This window comes from Teichococcus wenyumeiae (assembly GCF_003696345.1).
GTDB classification, from domain to species: domain Bacteria; phylum Pseudomonadota; class Alphaproteobacteria; order Acetobacterales; family Acetobacteraceae; genus Pseudoroseomonas; species Pseudoroseomonas wenyumeiae.
In genome coordinates, this window is sequence record NZ_RFLX01000024.1 from 18,473 (window position 1) to 37,414 (window position 18,942).

14 protein-coding genes are annotated in these 18,942 nt (G+C 65.6%); 6 read left to right on the plus strand and 8 right to left on the minus strand.

Features of this window, described 5'->3' with window-relative positions:
• Positions 1-134: 134 nt before the first annotated feature.
• The 4 genes from EBE87_RS21675 to EBE87_RS21690 form a co-directional block, all read right to left on the minus strand.
• Positions 135-1,097, minus strand: coding sequence for a Bug family tripartite tricarboxylate transporter substrate binding protein (locus EBE87_RS21675; protein WP_120637155.1), 963 nt, complete (start codon positions 1,095-1,097; stop codon positions 135-137).
• A gap of 29 nt (positions 1,098-1,126) precedes the next feature.
• The gene (locus EBE87_RS21680; RefSeq protein ID WP_120637154.1) at positions 1,127-1,846 is read right to left on the minus strand and encodes a class II aldolase/adducin family protein; all 720 of its coding nucleotides are present in this window, start codon (positions 1,844-1,846) and stop codon (positions 1,127-1,129) included.
• Positions 1,847-2,030: 184 nt separating this feature from the next.
• Positions 2,031-3,959, minus strand: coding sequence for an FAD-binding monooxygenase (locus EBE87_RS21685; RefSeq protein ID WP_120637153.1), 1,929 nt, complete (start codon positions 3,957-3,959; stop codon positions 2,031-2,033).
• 137 nt (positions 3,960-4,096) lie between these two features.
• Positions 4,097-4,510, minus strand: coding sequence for a MarR family winged helix-turn-helix transcriptional regulator (locus tag EBE87_RS21690; RefSeq protein WP_233553086.1), 414 nt, complete (start codon positions 4,508-4,510; stop codon positions 4,097-4,099).
• Between the two features lie 1,310 nt (positions 4,511-5,820).
• On the opposite strand from EBE87_RS21690, the gene EBE87_RS21695 reads away from it, so the two are divergent.
• From EBE87_RS21695 to EBE87_RS21720, 6 genes are all read left to right on the plus strand, one after another.
• The gene (locus EBE87_RS21695; RefSeq protein ID WP_120637151.1) at positions 5,821-7,188 is read left to right on the plus strand and encodes a right-handed parallel beta-helix repeat-containing protein; all 1,368 of its coding nucleotides are present in this window, start codon (positions 5,821-5,823) and stop codon (positions 7,186-7,188) included.
• A 576-nt stretch (positions 7,189-7,764) separates the two neighbouring features.
• Positions 7,765-8,619: a WecB/TagA/CpsF family glycosyltransferase gene (locus EBE87_RS21700; protein ID WP_233553085.1), complete on the plus strand. Its 855-nt coding sequence runs from the start codon at positions 7,765-7,767 to the stop codon at positions 8,617-8,619.
• A 542-nt stretch (positions 8,620-9,161) separates the two neighbouring features.
• Complete coding sequence (locus EBE87_RS21705) at positions 9,162-10,193, plus strand: response regulator transcription factor (RefSeq protein WP_233560148.1); 1,032 nt, start codon at positions 9,162-9,164, stop codon at positions 10,191-10,193.
• A gap of 100 nt (positions 10,194-10,293) precedes the next feature.
• Positions 10,294-11,532, plus strand: coding sequence for an outer membrane beta-barrel protein (locus EBE87_RS21710; protein ID WP_158600824.1), 1,239 nt, complete (start codon positions 10,294-10,296; stop codon positions 11,530-11,532).
• Positions 11,533-11,657: 125 nt separating this feature from the next.
• Positions 11,658-12,272, plus strand: a complete 615-nt coding sequence (locus EBE87_RS21715; RefSeq protein WP_120637147.1) for a polysaccharide biosynthesis/export family protein — start codon at positions 11,658-11,660, stop codon at positions 12,270-12,272.
• Positions 12,273-12,328: 56 nt separating this feature from the next.
• The gene (locus EBE87_RS21720) at positions 12,329-13,135 is read left to right on the plus strand and encodes a lytic transglycosylase domain-containing protein (protein WP_158600823.1); all 807 of its coding nucleotides are present in this window, start codon (positions 12,329-12,331) and stop codon (positions 13,133-13,135) included.
• 113 nt (positions 13,136-13,248) lie between these two features.
• Here the strand turns inward: EBE87_RS21720 and EBE87_RS21725 are convergent, their stop codons facing one another.
• The 4 genes from EBE87_RS21725 to EBE87_RS21740 form a co-directional block, all read right to left on the minus strand.
• Positions 13,249-14,589 (minus strand): UDP-glucose dehydrogenase family protein, encoded by a 1,341-nt coding sequence (locus EBE87_RS21725; protein WP_120637145.1) that lies wholly within the window; start codon positions 14,587-14,589, stop codon positions 13,249-13,251.
• Positions 14,590-14,795: 206 nt separating this feature from the next.
• The gene (locus EBE87_RS21730; protein ID WP_120637144.1) at positions 14,796-15,893 is read right to left on the minus strand and encodes an NAD-dependent epimerase/dehydratase family protein; all 1,098 of its coding nucleotides are present in this window, start codon (positions 15,891-15,893) and stop codon (positions 14,796-14,798) included.
• A 35-nt stretch (positions 15,894-15,928) separates the two neighbouring features.
• The gene (locus EBE87_RS21735) at positions 15,929-17,071 is read right to left on the minus strand and encodes a UDP-glucuronic acid decarboxylase family protein (RefSeq protein WP_120637143.1); all 1,143 of its coding nucleotides are present in this window, start codon (positions 17,069-17,071) and stop codon (positions 15,929-15,931) included.
• Positions 17,072-17,124: 53 nt separating this feature from the next.
• Entirely contained in the window at positions 17,125-18,591 is a 1,467-nt protein-coding gene (locus tag EBE87_RS21740) for an exopolysaccharide biosynthesis polyprenyl glycosylphosphotransferase (protein WP_120637142.1), read from the minus strand.
• Between the last annotated feature and the right edge of the window lie 351 nt (positions 18,592-18,942).

The window sequence follows — 18,942 nt, forward strand, 5'->3', positions numbered from 1 at the left end:
CTCCATCTTTCCTGCCCGGCCGATCACCTGCCGGCGTGCCGGTTCCGGTCCGGAAGAACCGCCAGAACCGTCTTTGCCCAGGCAACCGGGCGCCAGCCTCCCTCCGGCCGGCGCCCGTGCCTCGGCGAAGCGCTTTACTCCGGCTCGATCCCGGCCATCTGGGCGATGCGGCCATTGCGCTCGTATTCGGCCTGGATGAACCCGGCGAAGGCAGCGCGGCTTTCGGCAACCGGTTCCGCCGATTGATCGGCGAGGCGCGCGCGGATCTCGGTGTCGCGCGAGAGTGCCTGCACCGCGGCGTTCAGCCGCTCCGCCTCCGCTTCCGGCAGCCCCTTCGGCGCCCAGAGCGCATACCACAGGGTGAAGTCCAGCCCAGGCATGCCTTGTTCGGCAATGGTCGGGATCTGCGGCGCGCGGGCAGAACGCTGCGGCCCCATGATGGCATAAGCGCGCAACTGGCCGCCTTCGATCTGCGCGAGCGCCGAGCCCAGTGGCGCCACCATCAGCGTGGCATTGCCGGAAACAACGTCGGTCAACGCCGGCGCTGTGCCGCGATACGACACCACCAGGGCCTCCACCTTGGCCTCGCGCTTGAAGCTCTCCGTCGCCAGGTGCCCCATGGAGCCCAGGGCGGAATTGGCGAAGGTGAACTTGTCCGGCCGCGCCCGCATCGCCGCGACCAGGGCGGCGATGCCACCTTGCGGTGTCTGGCGCGGGTGGCCCACCAGCACCATCGGCGCCACGGCAATGCGTGCGATGGGCGTGAAATCAGCCACCGGGTCATAGGGCACGTTGCGCATCACCCGGCGTGCCATCAGGTGAATATCGGCATTCACCAGCAGCGTCTGCCCGTCCGGCGCCGAGCGGGCGACCTCGGCGGCGCCCAGCGTGTTGTTGGCGCCGGAGCGGTTCTCAACAACCCAGGTCTGTTGCAGCGCCTCGGCCAGCTTGGTGGCATAGATACGACCGAGCACGTCGATCGCGCCGCCCGGCGCGGCCGGCACGACGAGGCGGACAAGGCGGCGCTGCGCGCGCGCCACGCCCGGAAGGCCCAGCAGCAGCATCGCTGTGCCAAGGGCCCGGCGTTGAAGGAACATGGACGTTCATCCCTGGTTCTTTTCTTTGTTCAGATGCCCGAGAAGCCGGCGCGCGCCCGCCAATAGGACCAGGCCCGCTCCAGCGGCCGCTCTCCCATCAGCATCTCGGAGGTCAGGCGCGTCTCGCCTTCCGTGAGGTAACGCGGCGTGCCCATGGCCAAGGCGCGGGATTGCAGTTCGGCATTGTCCTTCATGCGCACGCAGACAAAGACGACGGCCGGCAGGGAATGCGCGGCGCAGGTGGCACCGTGATTGCGCAGCAGCACGGAGGTGCCGTTCCCCAGGGCGCGAGCCAGGCTGTCGGCGCGCGGCACATCGTCGATCAGCATGTTGGTGTCGCCGAACTCGTCGCGGCTGTCCCAGACCGGCACCGGGCCGCCCAGCACGGAAGCCATATGGAAGACAGGCTGCAACGGCACCTCTGTCACCGTATAGGGCAGCACCTCCGGGCAATGATGGTGCACCGTGGCCTGCACATCGGGCCTCGCGGCGAAGATGCGGGCGTGCAGCACGCTTTCCAGATAGGGCCGCAGGCCCTTGGGGTCGACCGGCACGCCATCAAGCGTGAATTCCAGCAGATCGTCCCGGCTGACCAATTCGGGCGAGCGGGAGCGTGAGACAAAGAAACGGTCCGGCCGCTCCGGATGCCGCACGGCGACATGCCCGAAATCGTCCAGCACGCCTTCATGGGCCAGGATACGGTTGGCGATCACCAGGTCGCCAAGCAGCGCGTGCAGATCCCGCGTCATGCCGCCTGGCCCAGCATCAACCGGCGCGAGCCGTGCAAGAGCCTGTCCGATGCTTCCTTCATGAGCACTTCCTCCTTTTGATGTTGCAAGGATCGTATGCAGTCATCCGGCATACGGTCAATGATCCGGCCTTCGCGCCGTTTAGCGGCGCCGGCGGCGGAAACCTTCAGGCTCTGGCGGCTTCTTAGGACGCCAGCATGAACCTGCCGAAGAACGCCGCGATCCCCGCATGGTCATCCAGCGGCAGCACATGCGCCACATGCTGGTCCGGCCGCACGATCACCACGCATCCACCGGCACGGTCGATGCCGCGAAGCTCGAAGATATCCGGGCCGTTCTTCAGATCGGGGCAGAAGATCTTTTCGTAATCCGTCAGGCCATGGCGGCCCTTTGCGGGGCGCAGCAGGGTGGGCATGGAGCCGAAGGCGAGGTCGCGATGCGGCTGCTGCAGCACCGCGCGCAGGTCGATCACCGCGTCGGTATCGGCACCGGCCGGCGTGTGGCGTCGCAACGGCGAGGCAGGGTCATGCTCCAGGAAGCGGCACAGCGCCTGGAGGCGCGAGGCCGGGTCGGCCGGGTCTTCCGCCGCGGCAAAGGCAAAAAGGCGCCAGCGCCCGTCTGCCTTGACCACATGGCCAAGCTGCACCGGCTTCGCATCCGCCAGCCGGACCACCGGTGCGGAATGAAAGCGCATGCCGATGGTGAAGCCTTCCGCGAGATGCTGATGCGTCGCCTCACCGGTGATCAGCGATGGCGTGTAGCGCATCGCCGTGCCGGCGGTGAAGCGCCCCTGCTGGATGAAATACTTCTGGAACTCCGCGGGATCGACGCCCACGCTGTCAGGGTCGTTCGGATCTTTCGGCGGCGCGGAGAACATCTCCGCCAGTTTGCGGTCGAAGGCGATGAGTTCCCCGGCGATGGCACGCCGTTCCACAGAGTAAGTGGAGAGCAAGGCGGGGTCGGACTGCCCCCACAGCACCGAAGCCAGTTTCCAGCCCAGGTTGAACGCATCCTGCATCGAGACATTCATGCCCTGGCCGGCCTTCGGGCTATGCGTGTGGCAGGCATCACCGGCAATGAAGACCCGTGGCGAACGTGCTTCCGCCTGGTCCTCGGGCACATCGTCGAAGCGGTCGCACATGCGCTGGCCGATCTCATAGACCGACCACCAGGCCACTTCCTTCACCTCCAGCGTGTAGGGATGCAGGATGCGCTGCGCGGCGGCGATCAGATAATTCACATTGATGTTGCGGCTGGCGACGCGCTCATTCTCGTTCAGCTTGTCCAGCTCGATATAGAACCGCACAAGGTAGCCGCCCTCCCGCGGGATGATCAGCATATTGCCTTCATGGGCGGAATGGATCACCGACTTCAGCCGCAGGTCAGGGAAGTCGCTGACAGCGAGCACATCCATCACGCCCCAGGCCTGATTGGCGGAATCGCCCTTCAATGTCACGCCAAGCGCATGACGGACCGCGCTGCGCGCGCCATCGCAGCCGACCACGTAGCGGGCCCGGATGGTCTCTACCTCGCCCTCATGCCCGGTATCCAGGCGCTCGAAGCGCAGGGCGACGGGGTGCGAAGCCGCCTCAGGCGCGACCTCCAGCCCGACGAGACGGCGTTGATAATCCGGCAGAACCGGCGCCGCGCCGCGCCGCATGACATCCAGATAGAAGTCATGGACCCTTGCCTGATTGAGGATCACATGCGGAAATTCCGAGAGCCCGTCTTCCGTGTCCTGAATGCGGCCGCTGCGGCGGATGGCGGCACGGGCGGTATCGTCCGGCTTCCAGAATACCGTCTCATTCACCCAATAGGCTTCGCGCACCACGCGCTCGACAAAGCCGAAGGCGTTGAACATCTCCATGGTCCGGCAGGCGATGCCGTCGGCCTGGCCGAGCATCAGCGGCCCCGGCTTCTGCTCGACGATGCGTGTCGCAATCTCCGGGAAAGCCGCCAACTGGGCCGCGAGCGTGAGGCCGGCCGGGCCGCAGCCGACGATCAGGACATCCGTGATATCCGGCAGCGGCGCGAGCGTGGCGCCCGGCGCCGGCACCTCCCCCCGGAGCATCTCCGGGTCGCCCGCGCGGAAGCCGTTGAGGTGGAACTGCATGCTCTTCTCTCCTGGACGGCCGTCACTGCGGAGGATGAGCGGTGCCGGATACGGCACGGCGCCGGCGGGTGGCACGTCATCCCCTTGTCGCGCTCATATCCGGCGCATCAGGATGAATGCATAAAGTATGTATACGGTCAATCTTCCGGAGATACTCGGCCGACGAATTTCTTCAGCAGTGTAATGAACTGGGCCTGCTCCGCTTCGGAGAGCGGCCGCATCATCTCGACCTGCGCCGCCACGACCCGCGGGCCGACGCTGTCCAGCAACGCCTTTCCTGCACCTGTCAGGGCCACACTCTTCACGCGACGGTCCTGGGACGAAGGTTGGCGCGCGATAAGCCCCTTGGCCTCCAGCCGGTCCAGCACGCCACCCAGTGTGGCTTTATCGAAGGCGATCAGGTCCGACAGGCGCGTGGCGTCGATCCCAGGCTGGGCGGCAATGGCCTCCATCGCAGCATATTGCACCGAGGTCAGATCGAAGCCGGCAAGATGCGCGGCGAAGATGGCGCCCGAGATCTGATGAGCCCGGCGGATCAGGTGGCCAGGCATCTCATGCATAGCAGCGACGGACATGAAGTGTTCCACGGCGGTAAGCGCACAGCCTCTAGAACATATTGCACCATGAAGGAAACTGCGTCGGGGGCGGCACCTCATGTAAGCATCCGGCGGCTGATCCGCCTCACACGCCAGCCCTTCAGCGACACGCCGCTCCAGGTTCCACGCCCAGGCTGCGGACCGCAGTGATCATTCTCCTCGGCAATTCTGCGGATCATGAAGGAAGTGGGACGAGTGGATCTCCCTTTCCCAGGCCTCTTCTTGACTGTAACTGGCGCGAACCTCAGCCCGATGCCGCACCATGCTGTGAATCAACCAGCGCGCGGGTCTGTGGGCATAGCCACCGCGTCGTAGAGACGTCGAGCAACTGAGACGGTTACAACCCGCCATGGGACGGAATCTCAGGAAATTCTACTGGTCTCACGAAAAGAGCGGATTTCTCGCTCTCCTGAGCTCCTTTTTCGCGGTGGCTATGTGAAAACCTGTAATGCAAGGTGATGAACTGAATATCAGAATTTTATACCGCCTAATCCGGAAATAATTTCGGTTTTGACCATGAACAACTCTGGTTTCTCGCAAGAATCTGAGAAAAATGACCCGTTCATGCTTGAACTGTAGTTTATATCACGGGAATATCATTGACGGACAGCAGAGCGGTTTTCCCAAGCGTGCGGAAGATATTTCCTGTTTCGAGCTGTACGCGAAAGCAGGTGAGGCAACGGAACTCGTGCCTCACCGACAAGGATGAGGCGGTGCGCGATGCCCATGCTGGCGACGAGAATGATCTCGCTGCCCCTGACGGGCGGCGAGGGTCGATACCGGCTGGGTACTGGAGCCGGGGCCGTCGTTGTGTCGGGCAAGTCGCTTGGCAGGCGGTCCGGTGCACCGGCCTCATCGGCCAGAAGCGTGGAAGCGTGGGAAAGATCTGAAGCACACCTGCTCGCCCGGACCCTACAGGCGTTCGGAGACGCTGTCCCAGGGCATGATTGGTGCCGGCCGGATGGTGCTGTGAAACTCTGACAGCTCCGACCTCTCCGGAGCTTCTCGTCGCAATGGCCTGTGTCCATTCGTAGGGGTCCCGCAACACATCACGGACGTCACGCAATCCTGCCCTGCCTTCCTCATCAGCAGGGGCCGGTCTTGCGCCGAAGGGCCGCCAGAAGGCTCTGGCAAGTCCGGTTTGGGTCGGGTTTTCCAGGACAGATCCAAGCCACCTAAGCCGATGAGGGGAAACCGGCTTTGCTTCCGCGTGCGTAAAGCACCTGAAGTCTCTGGCGGTCTTGAGTAAAAATCGGAGTATATTTATGCCTAATCTTGCTTCCCCCGATTATCCCGAGAATGCCATCGTCCTGCATGCTGGCGACAACATCCAGGAGGCAGTGCAGGCTGGCGGCGAGGGCGCCGTGTTCTGGCTGGAAGCTGGCGTCTACCGTATGCAGCAGATCACGCCGCTCGAAGGGCAGTCGTTCCTCGGTGCCAGCGGCGCCACCCTCAATGGCGCCCGGCTCCTGACCGAGTTCACAAGGATCGATGGGCATTGGGCCGCCGAGGGCCAGACCCAGCAGGGTGAGCGCCGCGAAACGGATGAAAGCGCCGAAGGCGCCCAGCGTCCCGGCTACCCCGATGCGGTCTATGTCAATGACCAGCCGCTGACGCCCGTGGATTCCATCGATCAGCTGAAGCCCGGCACCTACTTCTTCGACTATGATGCCGACCGCATCTTCTTCGGCGACGACCCCACCGGTGAAAAGGTGGAAGCCGCTGTCAGCCCCTATGCCATCGCCAGCACCGCCAATGATGTCACCGTCAGCGGCCTGACGGTCGAGAAGTATGCCACGCCGACCCAGGAAGCTGCGATCAGCGGCAATGGCGAGAACTGGGTTGTCAGCAACAATGAGGTGCGGCTCAACTACGGCGTCGGCATCAACGTCGGCGATGGCGGCAAGATCATGGACAACTTCGTCCATGACAATGGCCAGATGGGCCTGAATGCCGGCGGCAAGGATGTCCTGGTATCGGGCAACGAGATCGCCTCCAACGGCTTCTGGTCCGGCATCGATGTCCTGTGGGAAGGCGGCGGCGCCAAGTTCACCGAGACCGAAGGGTTGATGGTGCGGAACAACTATTCGCACGACAACAATGGCTATGGTCTCTGGACCGATATCGACAACGTCAATACGACTTATGAAGGCAACCGGATCGAGTACAACTCGGCCGGCGGCATCAATCATGAGATCAGCTACGCTGCCAGCATTCACGACAACAGCTTTGTCGGCAATGGCGGCAATGGCCTGACCTGGCTCTGGGGCAGCGCGATTCAGGTCCAGAACAGCCAGGGTGTCGAGATCTACAATAACTTCGTCGATGCCAGCAGCGGCGGCAACGGCATCGGCCTGATCCAGCAGGAACGTGGCGAAGGCGCCTTCGGCGACTATGTTACCGTGAACAACAGCGTCCACGACAACACGCTGATCCTGTCCTCGGAGAGTGGCGTCGGGGCCGTGGCCGATTACGACGAGGAACTCATGCTGGCCGGGGGCAATACCTTCAACAACAACGAGTATCAGGTGCAGGCCGACGAGGATCAGTTCGCCTTCGGTGACTACTACACCTTCGGCGACTTCGTGAACGTCAGCGGCCAGGACGCCGGCAGCGCGCTGTTGATCGGGTAACCGGCCTGACCTGAAACCGAATCTGGCCTGCCGGCGAACGACATCTCCCGAAGCTCCCCCCCATTGCTGACGGGGATTGCGCGGGGCGCGGATCACCGCGCCCCGGCGGCAGGACAGATGACGGTCTGGCGCTTTCAGACGGCCTTGCGGGGAGGGCCGCCCCCGCCCGCCCCGGCCAGACCGTCGGCACGGCCGCCAGCTTCCGCCGCTCCCCAGGCGGAAGCTGGCGGAGCCCCGCCGCCGCTCTCCGGGCCTGCGATATCCCATGGAAGACGCCTTGCCGGGCGCGGCAAGCGGCCCCGCGCGCCAGGGGAACGGGGGTACTCCCATTGCGCCTGATCATGGCGCGCCGCCCTCATGCTAAAGCCGGAAAGGATCGAGCGAAGAAAGGCTTCGAGGTCGGGCGGAACATCGCCTGGACCCCGAGGGCAGGATGCGGATGGCTTGCCTGTCTCCGGACGGCGGCTGTCGCGTTTCACGCTCTGACAGCGGCAGGCGGCCCCTGCCTGGCGCCAGGGGCAGGCCCGCGCAGTGGGAAGCTCCCCGGCACGACCGAGGAAGGACGAGGAGCGACCAATGCAGGGAATGTCCGTGCCGCTTCACGGCGAGAGGAAGGGAAGCGCACCCGCCGCGGCGCCGCTTCGCCACGAGGTGCTCGGCGTGCGCATCGCCGCGACGGACTACGAACGTGCCTGCGCGGCCGTGCGGCAGGCAGCGCTCGCGGGCCAGCCGCTGACGGTGACGGCGCTGGCGGTGCATGGCGTCATGACCGGCGCGCTGGATGCCGAACACCGGCACAGGCTCAACGCGCTCGATCTGGTCGTGCCGGATGGGCAGCCCGTCCGCTGGGCCTTGAACCTGCTGTTCCGTGCCGGCCTTTCCGAGCGGGTCTATGGGCCGGAACTGACCCTACGGGTCTGCCGGATGGCCGCCGCCCAGGGCCTGCCTGTCGCCTTCTACGGCAGCCGGCAGGAAGTGCTGGACGACCTTCGCGCGAAGCTTCTGCAGCGCATCCCGGGGCTGAAGATCGTGGCTATGGTCCCTTCCCGCTTCCGTTGCGTGGACAGGGCCGAGCAGGCCGAGATCGCCGCCTCGCTCTCCGCGAGCGGCGCGCGCATCCTGTTCGTCGGCCTCGGTTGCCCGCGCCAGGAGACTTGGCTCTATGAGCACCGCGACCTGATTCCGATGCCTATGCTCGCCGTTGGGGCCGCTTTCGACTTTCATGCCGGGCGGTTGCCGCAGGCGCCGCCGGCCATGCAGCGGCGCGGGCTCGAATGGCTGTTCCGACTGGCCAGCGAGCCTCGGCGGCTGTGGCGGCGCTACCTCTTCCTCAATCCCCTCTATATTACCTTGCTACTGCTGCAGGCCGCCGGATTGCGCCGGGCGCCGCCGCCGAACGCGCCTGCCCCGAAGCACCTGGGCTACGCCTGACGATACGGCGGCCTGGAACGGGCGCTGCGCGGCAGGCCGCGCGGCGCCCCGCCAGGCCGTGACGGCCACCTGCCCGTACCACTGGCGGGAAGGCTGCCGATCTCTCGTGATGCTGCCTGCGGCTATCATGGGCCATTACAGAACATACAGATTTCGCCCAGGCCTTTCCCGGCGAAAGCGCCTCCGCCGCCGCCGCCATAGCCGGCGCGGCTGACGGACGGCGCGCCGCGTAAGGCAAGCCCACCGCTCGGCGCCACCAGGCTCAGGCGCTGCCCCCACTTCAAATCGGCCTACAACAAGCCACCCGACCGCGGGTTGATCCCATGGCCGTTCAACTTCCCGTGCGGGATCTGAGCGCCAGTTTGTTTTGTCTATGCATCATTCAGTAATGGTGATGGAATTCATAGAACCTTCGAGTGGACACGAGGTCCATGATTTACCAAACGCAGAGTTACACAACCATGACGGGAATTTTTACTCGAATTTTCATTACAGGAGAATGCAGCTCTGGCAGGCATTCTTGGGCGCTCCTCTGATTTTTCTTGCCAGGCTTGCCCGTCTCAACGCCTCGGAGGGAGATCATCGTGTACATAGCCGAGAGCAGCGCCGCAGCCGTGAGACCTCAAGCGCAGGTCGCGGTCGTCAGTCCCCAGCAGCTTTATCTGGACGCCCTGCAGCGTCTGCTTACCTCGACCACCTATAAGATCGTCGGGGCCGGCAGGACGCTGGAGGAAGCACTCCAGGACAAGATGCTGGATGGCCCCTTGTCGCTGGTCGTCTACAACTTGGAGGCGGATGACGATGTCGAGGAGGAACTCGACAAGATCAAAGCCATCCACAGGAGGTTTCCGTTCGCCAAGTCGGTGCTGCTGGCCAATTGCCGCCGCACCTCGACGAAGCTGAAGATCATGCAGGCGGGCATCGAGGCCATCCTTTCCCGGGACATCTCGATCGATGTGCTGCGGAGTTCGCTGGAACTCGTGCTGCTCGGCAAATGCATCATGCCAGCCGAGCTGACGCGGCCATTGTTCCTGCAGGATCAGAATGGTGCCGAGGCGGCTGCCCCGCCCGTTCTTCCGCCCCTGCCGCCGCCTTCGCCGGTCGAAGTCATGCCGAGGCAGGCGACGCGTGAGAGTGCCCTGCTTTCGTGCCGGGAGCACCAGATCCTGCAATGCCTGATCAATGGCCTCACCAACAAGGCCATTGCCCGCGACCTCGATATTTCCGAGGCGACAGTCAAGGTTCATGTGAAGGCGCTGCTGCGCAAGACCCGGCTGGCCAACCGCACCCAGGCGGCCATCTGGGCGCTGAACAACGCACCTGAGAGCAAGCTGCTGACCACCGCCCGGGCCGCCGAGGACGGGGCCGCGCCGTCCTGGCTGGCAGACGAGCAGGATGCCGCCAGCTCGCAGGCCCTGTCCCTGTCGTCCGAGGTGAATGTCGAGCGCATCGCCGCCCCGCGCTGGCGCGACCGCGAGCCCGGGCCAGAGAACCGCGCCGCCGGAACCAGCCCGCAGGGTGCGGGCGCGCCGGTCCGAGGGAATGGATACATGATTGCCGATGATATCCCGTAATCTCAGGAAGATACGACGAATGCGGCGCCTCGCCGCGCCGGACGCGGACCCTATGCCGGCACCCAGGCCGGTCAGTTCAGGCTGGAGCAGCGCAGGGGCCGTGGCCGCCGCTGCTTTCATCGCGACATGGTCCCTGCCGGCCGTGGCGCAGACCAGCCTGCCGGATGTCGTCGTGCGTTCACCCACCGTCACCGGCCGGCTGCGCCCGGACTATGCGCCTGCTGGCGTGCGGCTGGGCGGCTTCAGGCTCGACGGCAACGTCGATGCAGGGGTTGGCTACAGCGACAATCTCGCCCCCACGGCACCGGAGCGGCTGACCGGCATTTTCCTGGACGAAGCCCTCCGGCTCTCCCTTTCCAGCGACTGGACGCGGCATGCCGTGTCGGTGACGGCGTCCCAGGCCACGCGGCGTCACCCCGATGCCGGCAGCCTCGACTGGACCGACTATCAGGTCGGGCTGGGTGGCCGTTATGACATCGGACGCGCATCCTCCGTTAGCCTTGGCTACTCCCATATCCGCGGCCATCTGGAAGTGACGGATTTCGACGTGCAGCAGAGCACGCTGAACCGGCCTCTCCCTTTCGATTCCGACGTGTTCCAGGCCTCCGGCATCGCCGCCTTCAACCGGATCACACTCGGTGGGTCGGCGGAATACAGGACCGTCCGCTACAACGGGGACGAAGCTTTCCTCCCCCGCCGCACCTTCGGCGACGGGCGCGACTATGACCGGGTGACCGGGGAAGCCACGGCCGCCTACAGCTTCCTGCCCGGGCGCGACGTGATGATGATCACCCGCGTCACCGATATTTCCTACCTCCATAAAGGCCTGGAGAACCGCGACTCCCTGACCTGGGAAGTTCTGGCCGGCCTCCGCTATGACCTGACCGGGCTCTGGGGCTTCCGCGTCGCGGTCGGCTACCGCCAGCGGGATTACGAGGACCCTGTGCTGCGCGACCGCTCCAGCCCCGCCTTCGAGGGACAGCTCCTTTACCTGCCCTCGCCACTCACCACCGTGACGCTGACAGCGCAGCGCAGCATCGAGGAATCCACGCGCGCCACCAATGTCAGCTACACGCGCACGCTGGTCCGGCTGAACGTGGACCATGAGCTGCTGCGGAATGTCATTGTCAGCGCGGAGCTGCGGGGCGAACGCCGGAACTACGACCGTCCGGACGAGAGTGTGACCGATGCCGTCGGCATCCTCTCCGCCCAGGTCTTCTTCAACCGCCGCGTGTCCATGCTGGCCAGCTACCAGCGCTATGAGCGGCTGCAGGCGTCGGCCGGCATCCAGGAATTCGACCAGAACCTGTTCCTGCTGCGGCTGAGGTTCACGCTGTGAGCCCGCCGCGCATTCCCGTCTGGCACAACCGCCTCCGGAGCCATTTCGGTTCCGGCGGCACGCATTCCGGAGCTTCGCCGCAGGGCGGGACAACCGCATGCCCTGATCAGGCAAATGGAGGAAATATGCACGTCCGACCACGCCAACGTGGCATCCCGCCGCTTTCCTCGATGAGCCGCCGGGCGGCGCTCTGCGCGGCGCTCTCCATCACCGTCGTGCTGGGGGGATGCACCTCGATGGGCGCGAACCTGCCGCCCCTGCCTTCCGAGCCGGCCGGCCCCTATCGGCTGGGCGCGGGGGACCAGGTGCGTGTCACCGTCTTCAATGATCCACGCCTCACGGGCGACTTCCGTGTCTCCGATACCGGCTCCGTGGCCCTGCCCCTCGTCGGCCTGGTGCCGGTGCAGGGGCGCACCACCGAGCAGGCCGCGAGGCAGATCGAGGAAACCCTCAGCTCCCGCGGTCTCTTCAACGACCCTTCGGTGGCGCTGGAGGTCCTGACCTACCGGCCGGTCTTCGTGCTGGGCATGGTGGAGCGCGGCGGCCAGACACCCTATCAGCCAGGAATGACGGTGCTTTCGGCGGTCGCGGTCGTCGGCGGCTTCAACTACCGCGCCGTCACGGACTATGTCGGGCTGACCCGGATCGGGGAGGATGGCCAGGCGCATGAATACCGCGCCGAGCGCTCCGCCCTGTTGCAGCCCGGCGATGTCGTGAACGTCTTCGAGCGGCGTTTCTGACCATGGCGCGGGCATGTCCGGGAACCCCGGCCCCTCATTGGCGCCGCGGCCTCGCCATGCTCGCCGTGATGCTTGTGCCGGAGGCGGCCTTCGCCTCACCCTCGGCCAGGAAGATGGAGGAGCTGTGCCGGCCCGCGGCCATGGCGGCGGAGATCGACGCCGAGCTTCCGCAGGGCGTGCTGCTCGCCATAGCGCATGTTGAATCCGGGCGGCGCGACCCGGCATCCGGCGCCACCATCCCCTGGCCCTGGACCATCAATGCCGAGGGCGTGCCGATGGTGTTCAACACGCGCGAGGAAGCCGTCGCGGCGGTGCAGGAGCTGCAAGGGCGGAACATCCGGTCGATCGACGTGGGATGCATGCAGGTCAACCTCCAGCATCATCCCGACGCCTTCCCCTCGCTCCGCGATGCCTTCGACCCGTCAATCAACGCACGCTATGCCGCACGCTTCCTGGCCCGCCTGCGCGACAGCAGCGGGAGCTGGGAAGCCGCGATCGGGCGGTACCATTCCGCGACGCCAGGGCGTTCCGAGGCCTATCGCGACCGTGTGCTGGCCGCCTGGTCCAGGACCAGCCCGCGGTCGCCGGTCGATATCCAGCGTGAACGGGTAGCCATGGCCTGGACCCAGGCGCAAGGCGACGGCGGCCGCCCAGGCCAGATCGCCGCCACGCCCCAGGAAAGGCCGCGCGGCTCCCGCGACCCTGTCGAGCAGATCGCGGCCTTCTGGCAGCGCAGGCAGCCGGGCGGCGAAGCGAGCCGCCGAACGCCCTCCTCCGAGCTGCCCCGTACTCAGTTGGCACGGGGGCCGTCCCGCCCGGGCAGGCCGCAAGCGCCCCTGGACCTGCGGTTCAGCATCCGTTGAACCTCCTGGCCTGAAGCCACCGGCTCAGATCGCAGCCCGTCTGTCCAGCCGCATATCATGGCGCGGCAAGGGAACGTGTGGTTACCCACCACGTCCCTGCCCGCAGAAGCCGTTCAGCTCGTGGCGATCAAGGGCAGCAAGGGCCGTGAGCGGCCATTGCCGATGCAGGTGTAGAGAAAACCTGCGGCTTCCACCTCGGTGCTCGAATAGATGTTCCGCAGGTCCACCATGATGGGCCAGCGCATGCCATCGCGCAGTCGCTTCAGATCAAGCCTGCGGAACACGTCCCAATCCGTGACGAGGACCAGCGCATCGGTGCCCAGCGCGGCCTCGTAGGGATCGCCGGCATATTCGACCTCGTTCAGGATCAGGGCAGCCTGCTCCATCCCCTCCGGATCATAGGCGCGGACCCAGGCGCCCGCGTCTTCCAGCGCCTGGACGAGGGCGATCGCGGGGGAGTCGCGCATATCGTCCGTGTTGGGCTTGAAGGTCAGGCCCAGCAGGCAGATGGTCTTGCCGCGCACGCTGCCGCCGCAGGCCGCGATGACCCTGCGGCTCATGGCCCGCTTCCGCCGCTCGTTGACCTCCGCCACCGTCTCCGCGATGCGGAGCGATGTGCCATGATCATGGGCCGTCTTGATCAGCGCCGAGACATCCTTCGGGAAGCAGGAACCGCCGAAGCCAGGCCCGGCATCAAGGAACTTCTGGCCGATCCGGGTATCCAGCCCAATGCCCTTGGACACGTCGCGGACATCCGCGCCTACCATCTCGCAGAGATCGGCGATCTCGTTGATGAAGGTGATCTTCGTGGCCAGGAAAGCATTCGCCGCGTATTTCGTGAGCTCGGCGGTGCGGCGCGTGGTGAAGATCAGCGGGGCATGCCCGGCGCAGAGCGGGCGGTAGATATCCGCCATCACCGCGCGGGCACTGTCATCCTCCACGCCGATGATGATGCGGTCCGGCCGCTTGAAATCCTCAATGGCCGCGCCCTCGCGCAGGAACTCCGGATTGGAGGCGACCGAGAAGTGCAGATCCGGCCGCGCCTCGCGGATCATGCGCTCCACCTCATCGCCGGTGCCCACCGGCACGGTGGATTTCGTCACCACCACGGCATAGCCCTTCAGGGCCTGCGCGATGCCACGCGCCGCCTGATACACATAGGTCAGGTCCGCATGCCCGTCGCCGCGCCGCGACGGCGTGCCGACGGCGATGAACACCGCGTCCGCGCCCTCCACGGCCCAACACAGGTCGCTGCCGAAGGAAAGGCGCCCTTCCGCCATGTTCCGCGCCACCAGGTCGTCAAGGCCCGGCTCGTAGATGGGAATCCGGCCGCGCTGCAAGGCGTCGATCTTGGCGGGGTCCTTGTCAGCGCAACGAACGGCGTGGCCGAAATCGGCCAGGCAGGCACCTGTGACCAGGCCGACATAGCCGGCTCCGATAATGGCGATCCTCATGTCAGCCTTCCTCCTGAGGGATGTTTGGGCAGCAGGCACTGCGGGATTGGGCAGCAAGCTGTCCCCGCGATGATGCCGGGGTCCGATAGCCGTATCCGTTGATCTTCAAGACGCTCTTTCTGTCCATGACATCTCGCCGGTGCTGCGCGGATGCGCCTGCGCCTGCCGGCATACCTTCGCCGTATGTGGCCACGCCTCGCCCTGCCTCAGCCCGCCGGCGCCACTTCCCTGGGCCTCGCCTCGCCCAGGCGCTCCATCAGACCCGCATGGATGTCTTCCATGACCTCGCGGATGCCGTAGCGGTAGTTCCATTCGGGATACATGTTGCGGAACTTCCGCACGTCGCTGATCCACCAGATGTGGTCTCCGGTTCGTGCCTCGCCGCTGTAGCTGTAGCTCATCGGGCGGCCAGCGATTTCCTCAGCCATGGCGATGGCCTCCTGCATCGAGCAGTTGGCATGGCGGCCGCCGCCGATATTGAAGACCTCGCCACTGGCCGGGCGGCGGAAGAAGCACCAGAAGGCCTCCGCCAGATCCCTGGAATGGATGTTGTCGCGAACCTGCTTCCCCTGATGGCCGAAGACGGTATAGGGCGAGCCCGTCACGGCGCATTTCATCAGATAGGCCAGGAAGCCATGCAGCTGCGCGCCGGAATGGCCCGGCCCGGTCAGGCAGCCGCCGCGGAAGCAGGCGGTGCGCATGCCGAAGTAGCGGCCGTATTCCTGCACCACGACATCCGCGGCGACCTTGGAGGCGCCGAAGACGCTGTGCAGCGTGGCGTCAATGGACATCTGCTCCGGGATGCCGAACTCCGCCCATTCATGGCTGGGGTCCAGTTCCATCCTGGTCGGCAGTTCGACCAGCGGCAGGAAGTTGGGCCGGTCACCATAGACCTTGTTGGTGCTCACGAAGATGAACACGGCGTCGGGGGCATGGCGGCGCGTCGCCTCCAGCAGGTTCAGCGTGCCATTGGCATTGACGGTGAAGTCCGTGATCGGCTCCCGCGCCGCCCAGTCATGCGAGGGCTGCGCAGCGCAATGGATCACGACACCGATGTCGCGCCCGTAACGCGCGAAAGCGGCGTCGATCGCCTCGAAGTCGCGGATATCGGCATGCAGGTGGGTATAGTTCGGCTGCGCCGCGCGCAGGAGATCCACCTGCCAGTTCGTGCTCGCGGCTTCCCCAAAGAAGTACTTCCGCATGTCATTGTCGATGCCGACGACATCGAGGCCGCGTTCGGAGAACAGCCGGGCGCATTCCGCGCCAACGAGGCCGCCTGATCCGGTAACGATTGCAACGGTCATATCATGGTCCCCAATAAGATCCGCTGACGCGGCCTTCACATGCCGATCTTGCCGGCGCCGTTTCCGTTCTTCAGCGGCACACCAGCCGGCGCGGCCTCCGCACCGTTGGTGAAGATCACGCCGGCCCCGGGCTGGAGGCCCACGACAGGCGCGGCGATGATCGGATGGGCGCCAGGCGCCAGGGCGGCCTCGTAGATCCGCCTCGCCTTCTCGCCCTGCACGCCGCTCTTTTCCGCCAGCTCTTCCTGGAAGTAGGCGATGGTCCTGCGCAGGCCATCATCGAGGCTGACCTTCGGAGACCAGTTGAGCAGGCCCCGGGCCAGCGTGATGTCCGGGCAGCGCTGCACAGGATCATCCTGCGGCAGCGGCCGGCGCACGATGCCGGAGCTTGAGCGGGTCAGCGCCACCACGCGTTCCGCCAGGGTAAGAACCGGAATCTCGTGCGGATTGCCCAGGTTGACCGGCCCGGTCACCGAATCATCCGCCTCCATCATGGCGACGAAGCCGTCGATCAGGTCATCCACGTAGCAGAATGCCCGGGTCTGGCTGCCATCGCCGTAGATCGTCAGGTCTTCCCCGCGCAGTGCCTGCGCGATGAAGTTGGAGACGACGCGGCCATCACTCGGATGCAGCCGCGGCCCATAGGTGTTGAAGATCCGGACAACGCGGATCTTGACGTGGTGCTGCCGCGCGTAATCGAAGAACAGCGTCTCGGCGCAGCGCTTGCCTTCATCGTAGCAGGCACGCGGGCCCAGGGGATTGACGTTGCCGCGGTAGTCCTCCCGCTGCGGATGCACGGTCGGGTCGCCATAGATCTCGCTGGTGGAAGCCTGGAGGATGCGGGCGCCAACCCGCTTGGCCAGGCCCAGCATGTTGATGGCGCCGATGACGCTCACCTTGGTCGTCTGCACCGGGTCGAACTGATAGTGCACGGGCGAGGCGGGGCAAGCGAGGTTGTAGATCTCGTCCACCTCCACATAAAGCGGGAAGGTAATGTCGTGGCGCATCACCTCGAACCGGGGCTGCCCCATGAGATGAGCGATATTGGTCTTGCGCCCGGTGAAGAAGTTGTCGACGCAAAGCACGTCATGGCCGTCCCGCAAGAGGCGCTCACAGAGGTGCGATCCGAGGAACCCGGCCCCGCCTGTGACCAGTACGCGCTTTCTGAGTGACGTCATCTGCTGTCTCCTTCGATTGAATCCAGAAATCCGCCCGCGCTCCGGGCAACTCCCTAGCGGGCCCCGCGCGCCTTCAGCATGGCGGGAAGCGTGTTGATGACGATGTAGAGGTCGAGCCACAGCGACCAGTTGCGGATGTAGAAGGTGTCGATCGCCTGCTGCTGCTGCAGATCGGCGTCGCTGCGTTCAGAGATCTGCCACAGCCCGGTCAGGCCGGGCTTTACGCTGGCACGCAGCGCCTGGAACTCAGGATCGAACCGGTCGATGTGGTAGGCGGGAAAAGGCCGCGGCCCCACAAGGCTGAGGTCACCGCGCACGACGTTCCAGAGCTGTGGCAACTCGTCGAGGCTGGTGCGGCGCAGGATGGGGCCTATCACGGGCAATACGCGCGGGTCGCGTGAGAGCTTGACGCAGCGCTCCCATTCACGCCTGGCCTCGGGGTCGCGGTCCAGAAGGTCCTGCAAACGTTGTTCGGCATCCACATGCATTGTCCGGAGCTTGAGCACCGGAACGAAGCCGTCCTGCATCCCAACGCGGCGCTGCACATAGAAAGCGGGCCCAGGGCTGGTTGCCTTGATCGCGACGGCCAGCATCGCGATGACCGGCAGGCTGACGAGCAGCGCCGGCACAGCGATGCAGAGATCGAAGACACGCTTGGCGAGCGATGCCAGGTCCCGTTGGGCGGGGTTGGAGAATTCCATACCGGATGCGTCGCCCAGCCCGCGCGGATAGAGCCAGAGGGCTGGTACGCCGCTAAGATCCGGCAGGACAATGACGCGGCGGAAGGGCAGGCGCGTGGGGTCGGGGGGCGAAAGGCCAGGCGACAGCACAATGATCGCCACTTCCGCCGAGCCCGCCAGATGCTCGGCGGCGGCGGGCGAGCTGAGGCGGGTCAGCGGATGCGGCTCCCCGTTCGGCTCCGGCTCGGCGATATAGCCTACAGGGCGCAGGCCGAACTCCGGTCGTGCCGCCAACTGGGAGGCGAGCCGCGCGGTGGCGCTGCGTGAGCCGATGAGCACGGCGGTGCGGCCCCAGGCCGACCTCCGGATGAGGTACTGCCGGAGCAGCGTCTCGCACAGCAGCATCAAGGGAAGCGCCAGAATCCCCGCCGGCACAAACACCAGGAAGGAAGGCAGGGCTTCCCGCCCCGTCAGGCTGGCGAGGGCCAGCGCCAGCCAGGGCAGCAAGGCGGCACCGATCACGCGCAGGCGGAAACGTTCGATCGGCCCGCTTCCGGCGGTGTCGTAAAGGCCGAGCGACGAATTCACCACGATCGCGGCCAGCGCGGCCGAGGCGCCGAGAAGCGGATGCCACGGCCCCAGCAACCCGGCGGCCGGGTCAAGGAAGGCGACGAGCACCGACGCCGCCAGGACTGCGGCCTCGACCACCACGACATCGCCCAGGGCGAGCACAAGGACGCTGATGCCGGGGATGCGGGCCCGGCGCCATGCCGAGGCCGCGGGCTTCACCAGCGGGGCGGCGGCAGGCGCCTCCAGAACCTTCGTGGAGGTGTCAGCCATGATCGGGTCTCCGCGGAAGGTCCGCTACGGAAGGCAAGGGTATCCATTCGGCCGCCGGCCGGCAGGTGAACGCGATAGTCTGTTCGCGTGACGGAGCTGCCCATCCGCTGATGGGGCTCCCCGCAACCCTGTCGAACGCTGATCCGTTGTGCGCCGGTACCATGGGGCTTCCCAGCTGCCTCCGCTTTCATGACCCGTTCGCAACCGGTACAAGCCATAAGGCCAAGGACAGTAGGGCGCAGACGGATATCCTCCACTTTCGCCAGTGCCGCAGCAGTCTTCCCCGAATGGGCAAGGTCAGTCCGAAGGCCTGGTGACGAGATATTCTGTTCGCTTCCTGGATTAGGATTG

Bases quoted from the DNA above. Each gene is read 5' to 3' on its own strand.
- EBE87_RS21725 (WP_120637145.1), bottom strand. From the start codon at position 14,589: ATGAGGATCGCCATTATCGGAGCCGGCTATGTCGGCCTGGTCACAGGT.
- EBE87_RS21715 (WP_120637147.1), top strand. From the start codon at position 11,658: ATGCACGTCCGACCACGCCAACGTGGCATCCCGCCGCTTTCCTCGATG.
- EBE87_RS21700 (WP_233553085.1), top strand. From the start codon at position 7,765: ATGCAGGGAATGTCCGTGCCGCTTCACGGCGAGAGGAAGGGAAGCGCA.
- EBE87_RS21685 (WP_120637153.1), bottom strand. From the start codon at position 3,959: ATGCAGTTCCACCTCAACGGCTTCCGCGCGGGCGACCCGGAGATGCTC.
- EBE87_RS21680 (WP_120637154.1), bottom strand. From the start codon at position 1,846: ATGACGCGGGATCTGCACGCGCTGCTTGGCGACCTGGTGATCGCCAAC.
- EBE87_RS21735 (WP_120637143.1), bottom strand. From the start codon at position 17,071: ATGACGTCACTCAGAAAGCGCGTACTGGTCACAGGCGGGGCCGGGTTC.
- EBE87_RS21740 (WP_120637142.1), bottom strand. From the start codon at position 18,591: ATGGCTGACACCTCCACGAAGGTTCTGGAGGCGCCTGCCGCCGCCCCG.
- EBE87_RS21720 (WP_158600823.1), top strand. From the start codon at position 12,329: ATGCTCGCCGTGATGCTTGTGCCGGAGGCGGCCTTCGCCTCACCCTCG.
- EBE87_RS21695 (WP_120637151.1), top strand. From the start codon at position 5,821: ATGCCTAATCTTGCTTCCCCCGATTATCCCGAGAATGCCATCGTCCTG.
- EBE87_RS21730 (WP_120637144.1), bottom strand. From the start codon at position 15,893: ATGACCGTTGCAATCGTTACCGGATCAGGCGGCCTCGTTGGCGCGGAA.
- EBE87_RS21690 (WP_233553086.1), bottom strand. From the start codon at position 4,510: ATGCCTGGCCACCTGATCCGCCGGGCTCATCAGATCTCGGGCGCCATC.
- EBE87_RS21675 (WP_120637155.1), bottom strand. From the start codon at position 1,097: ATGTTCCTTCAACGCCGGGCCCTTGGCACAGCGATGCTGCTGCTGGGC.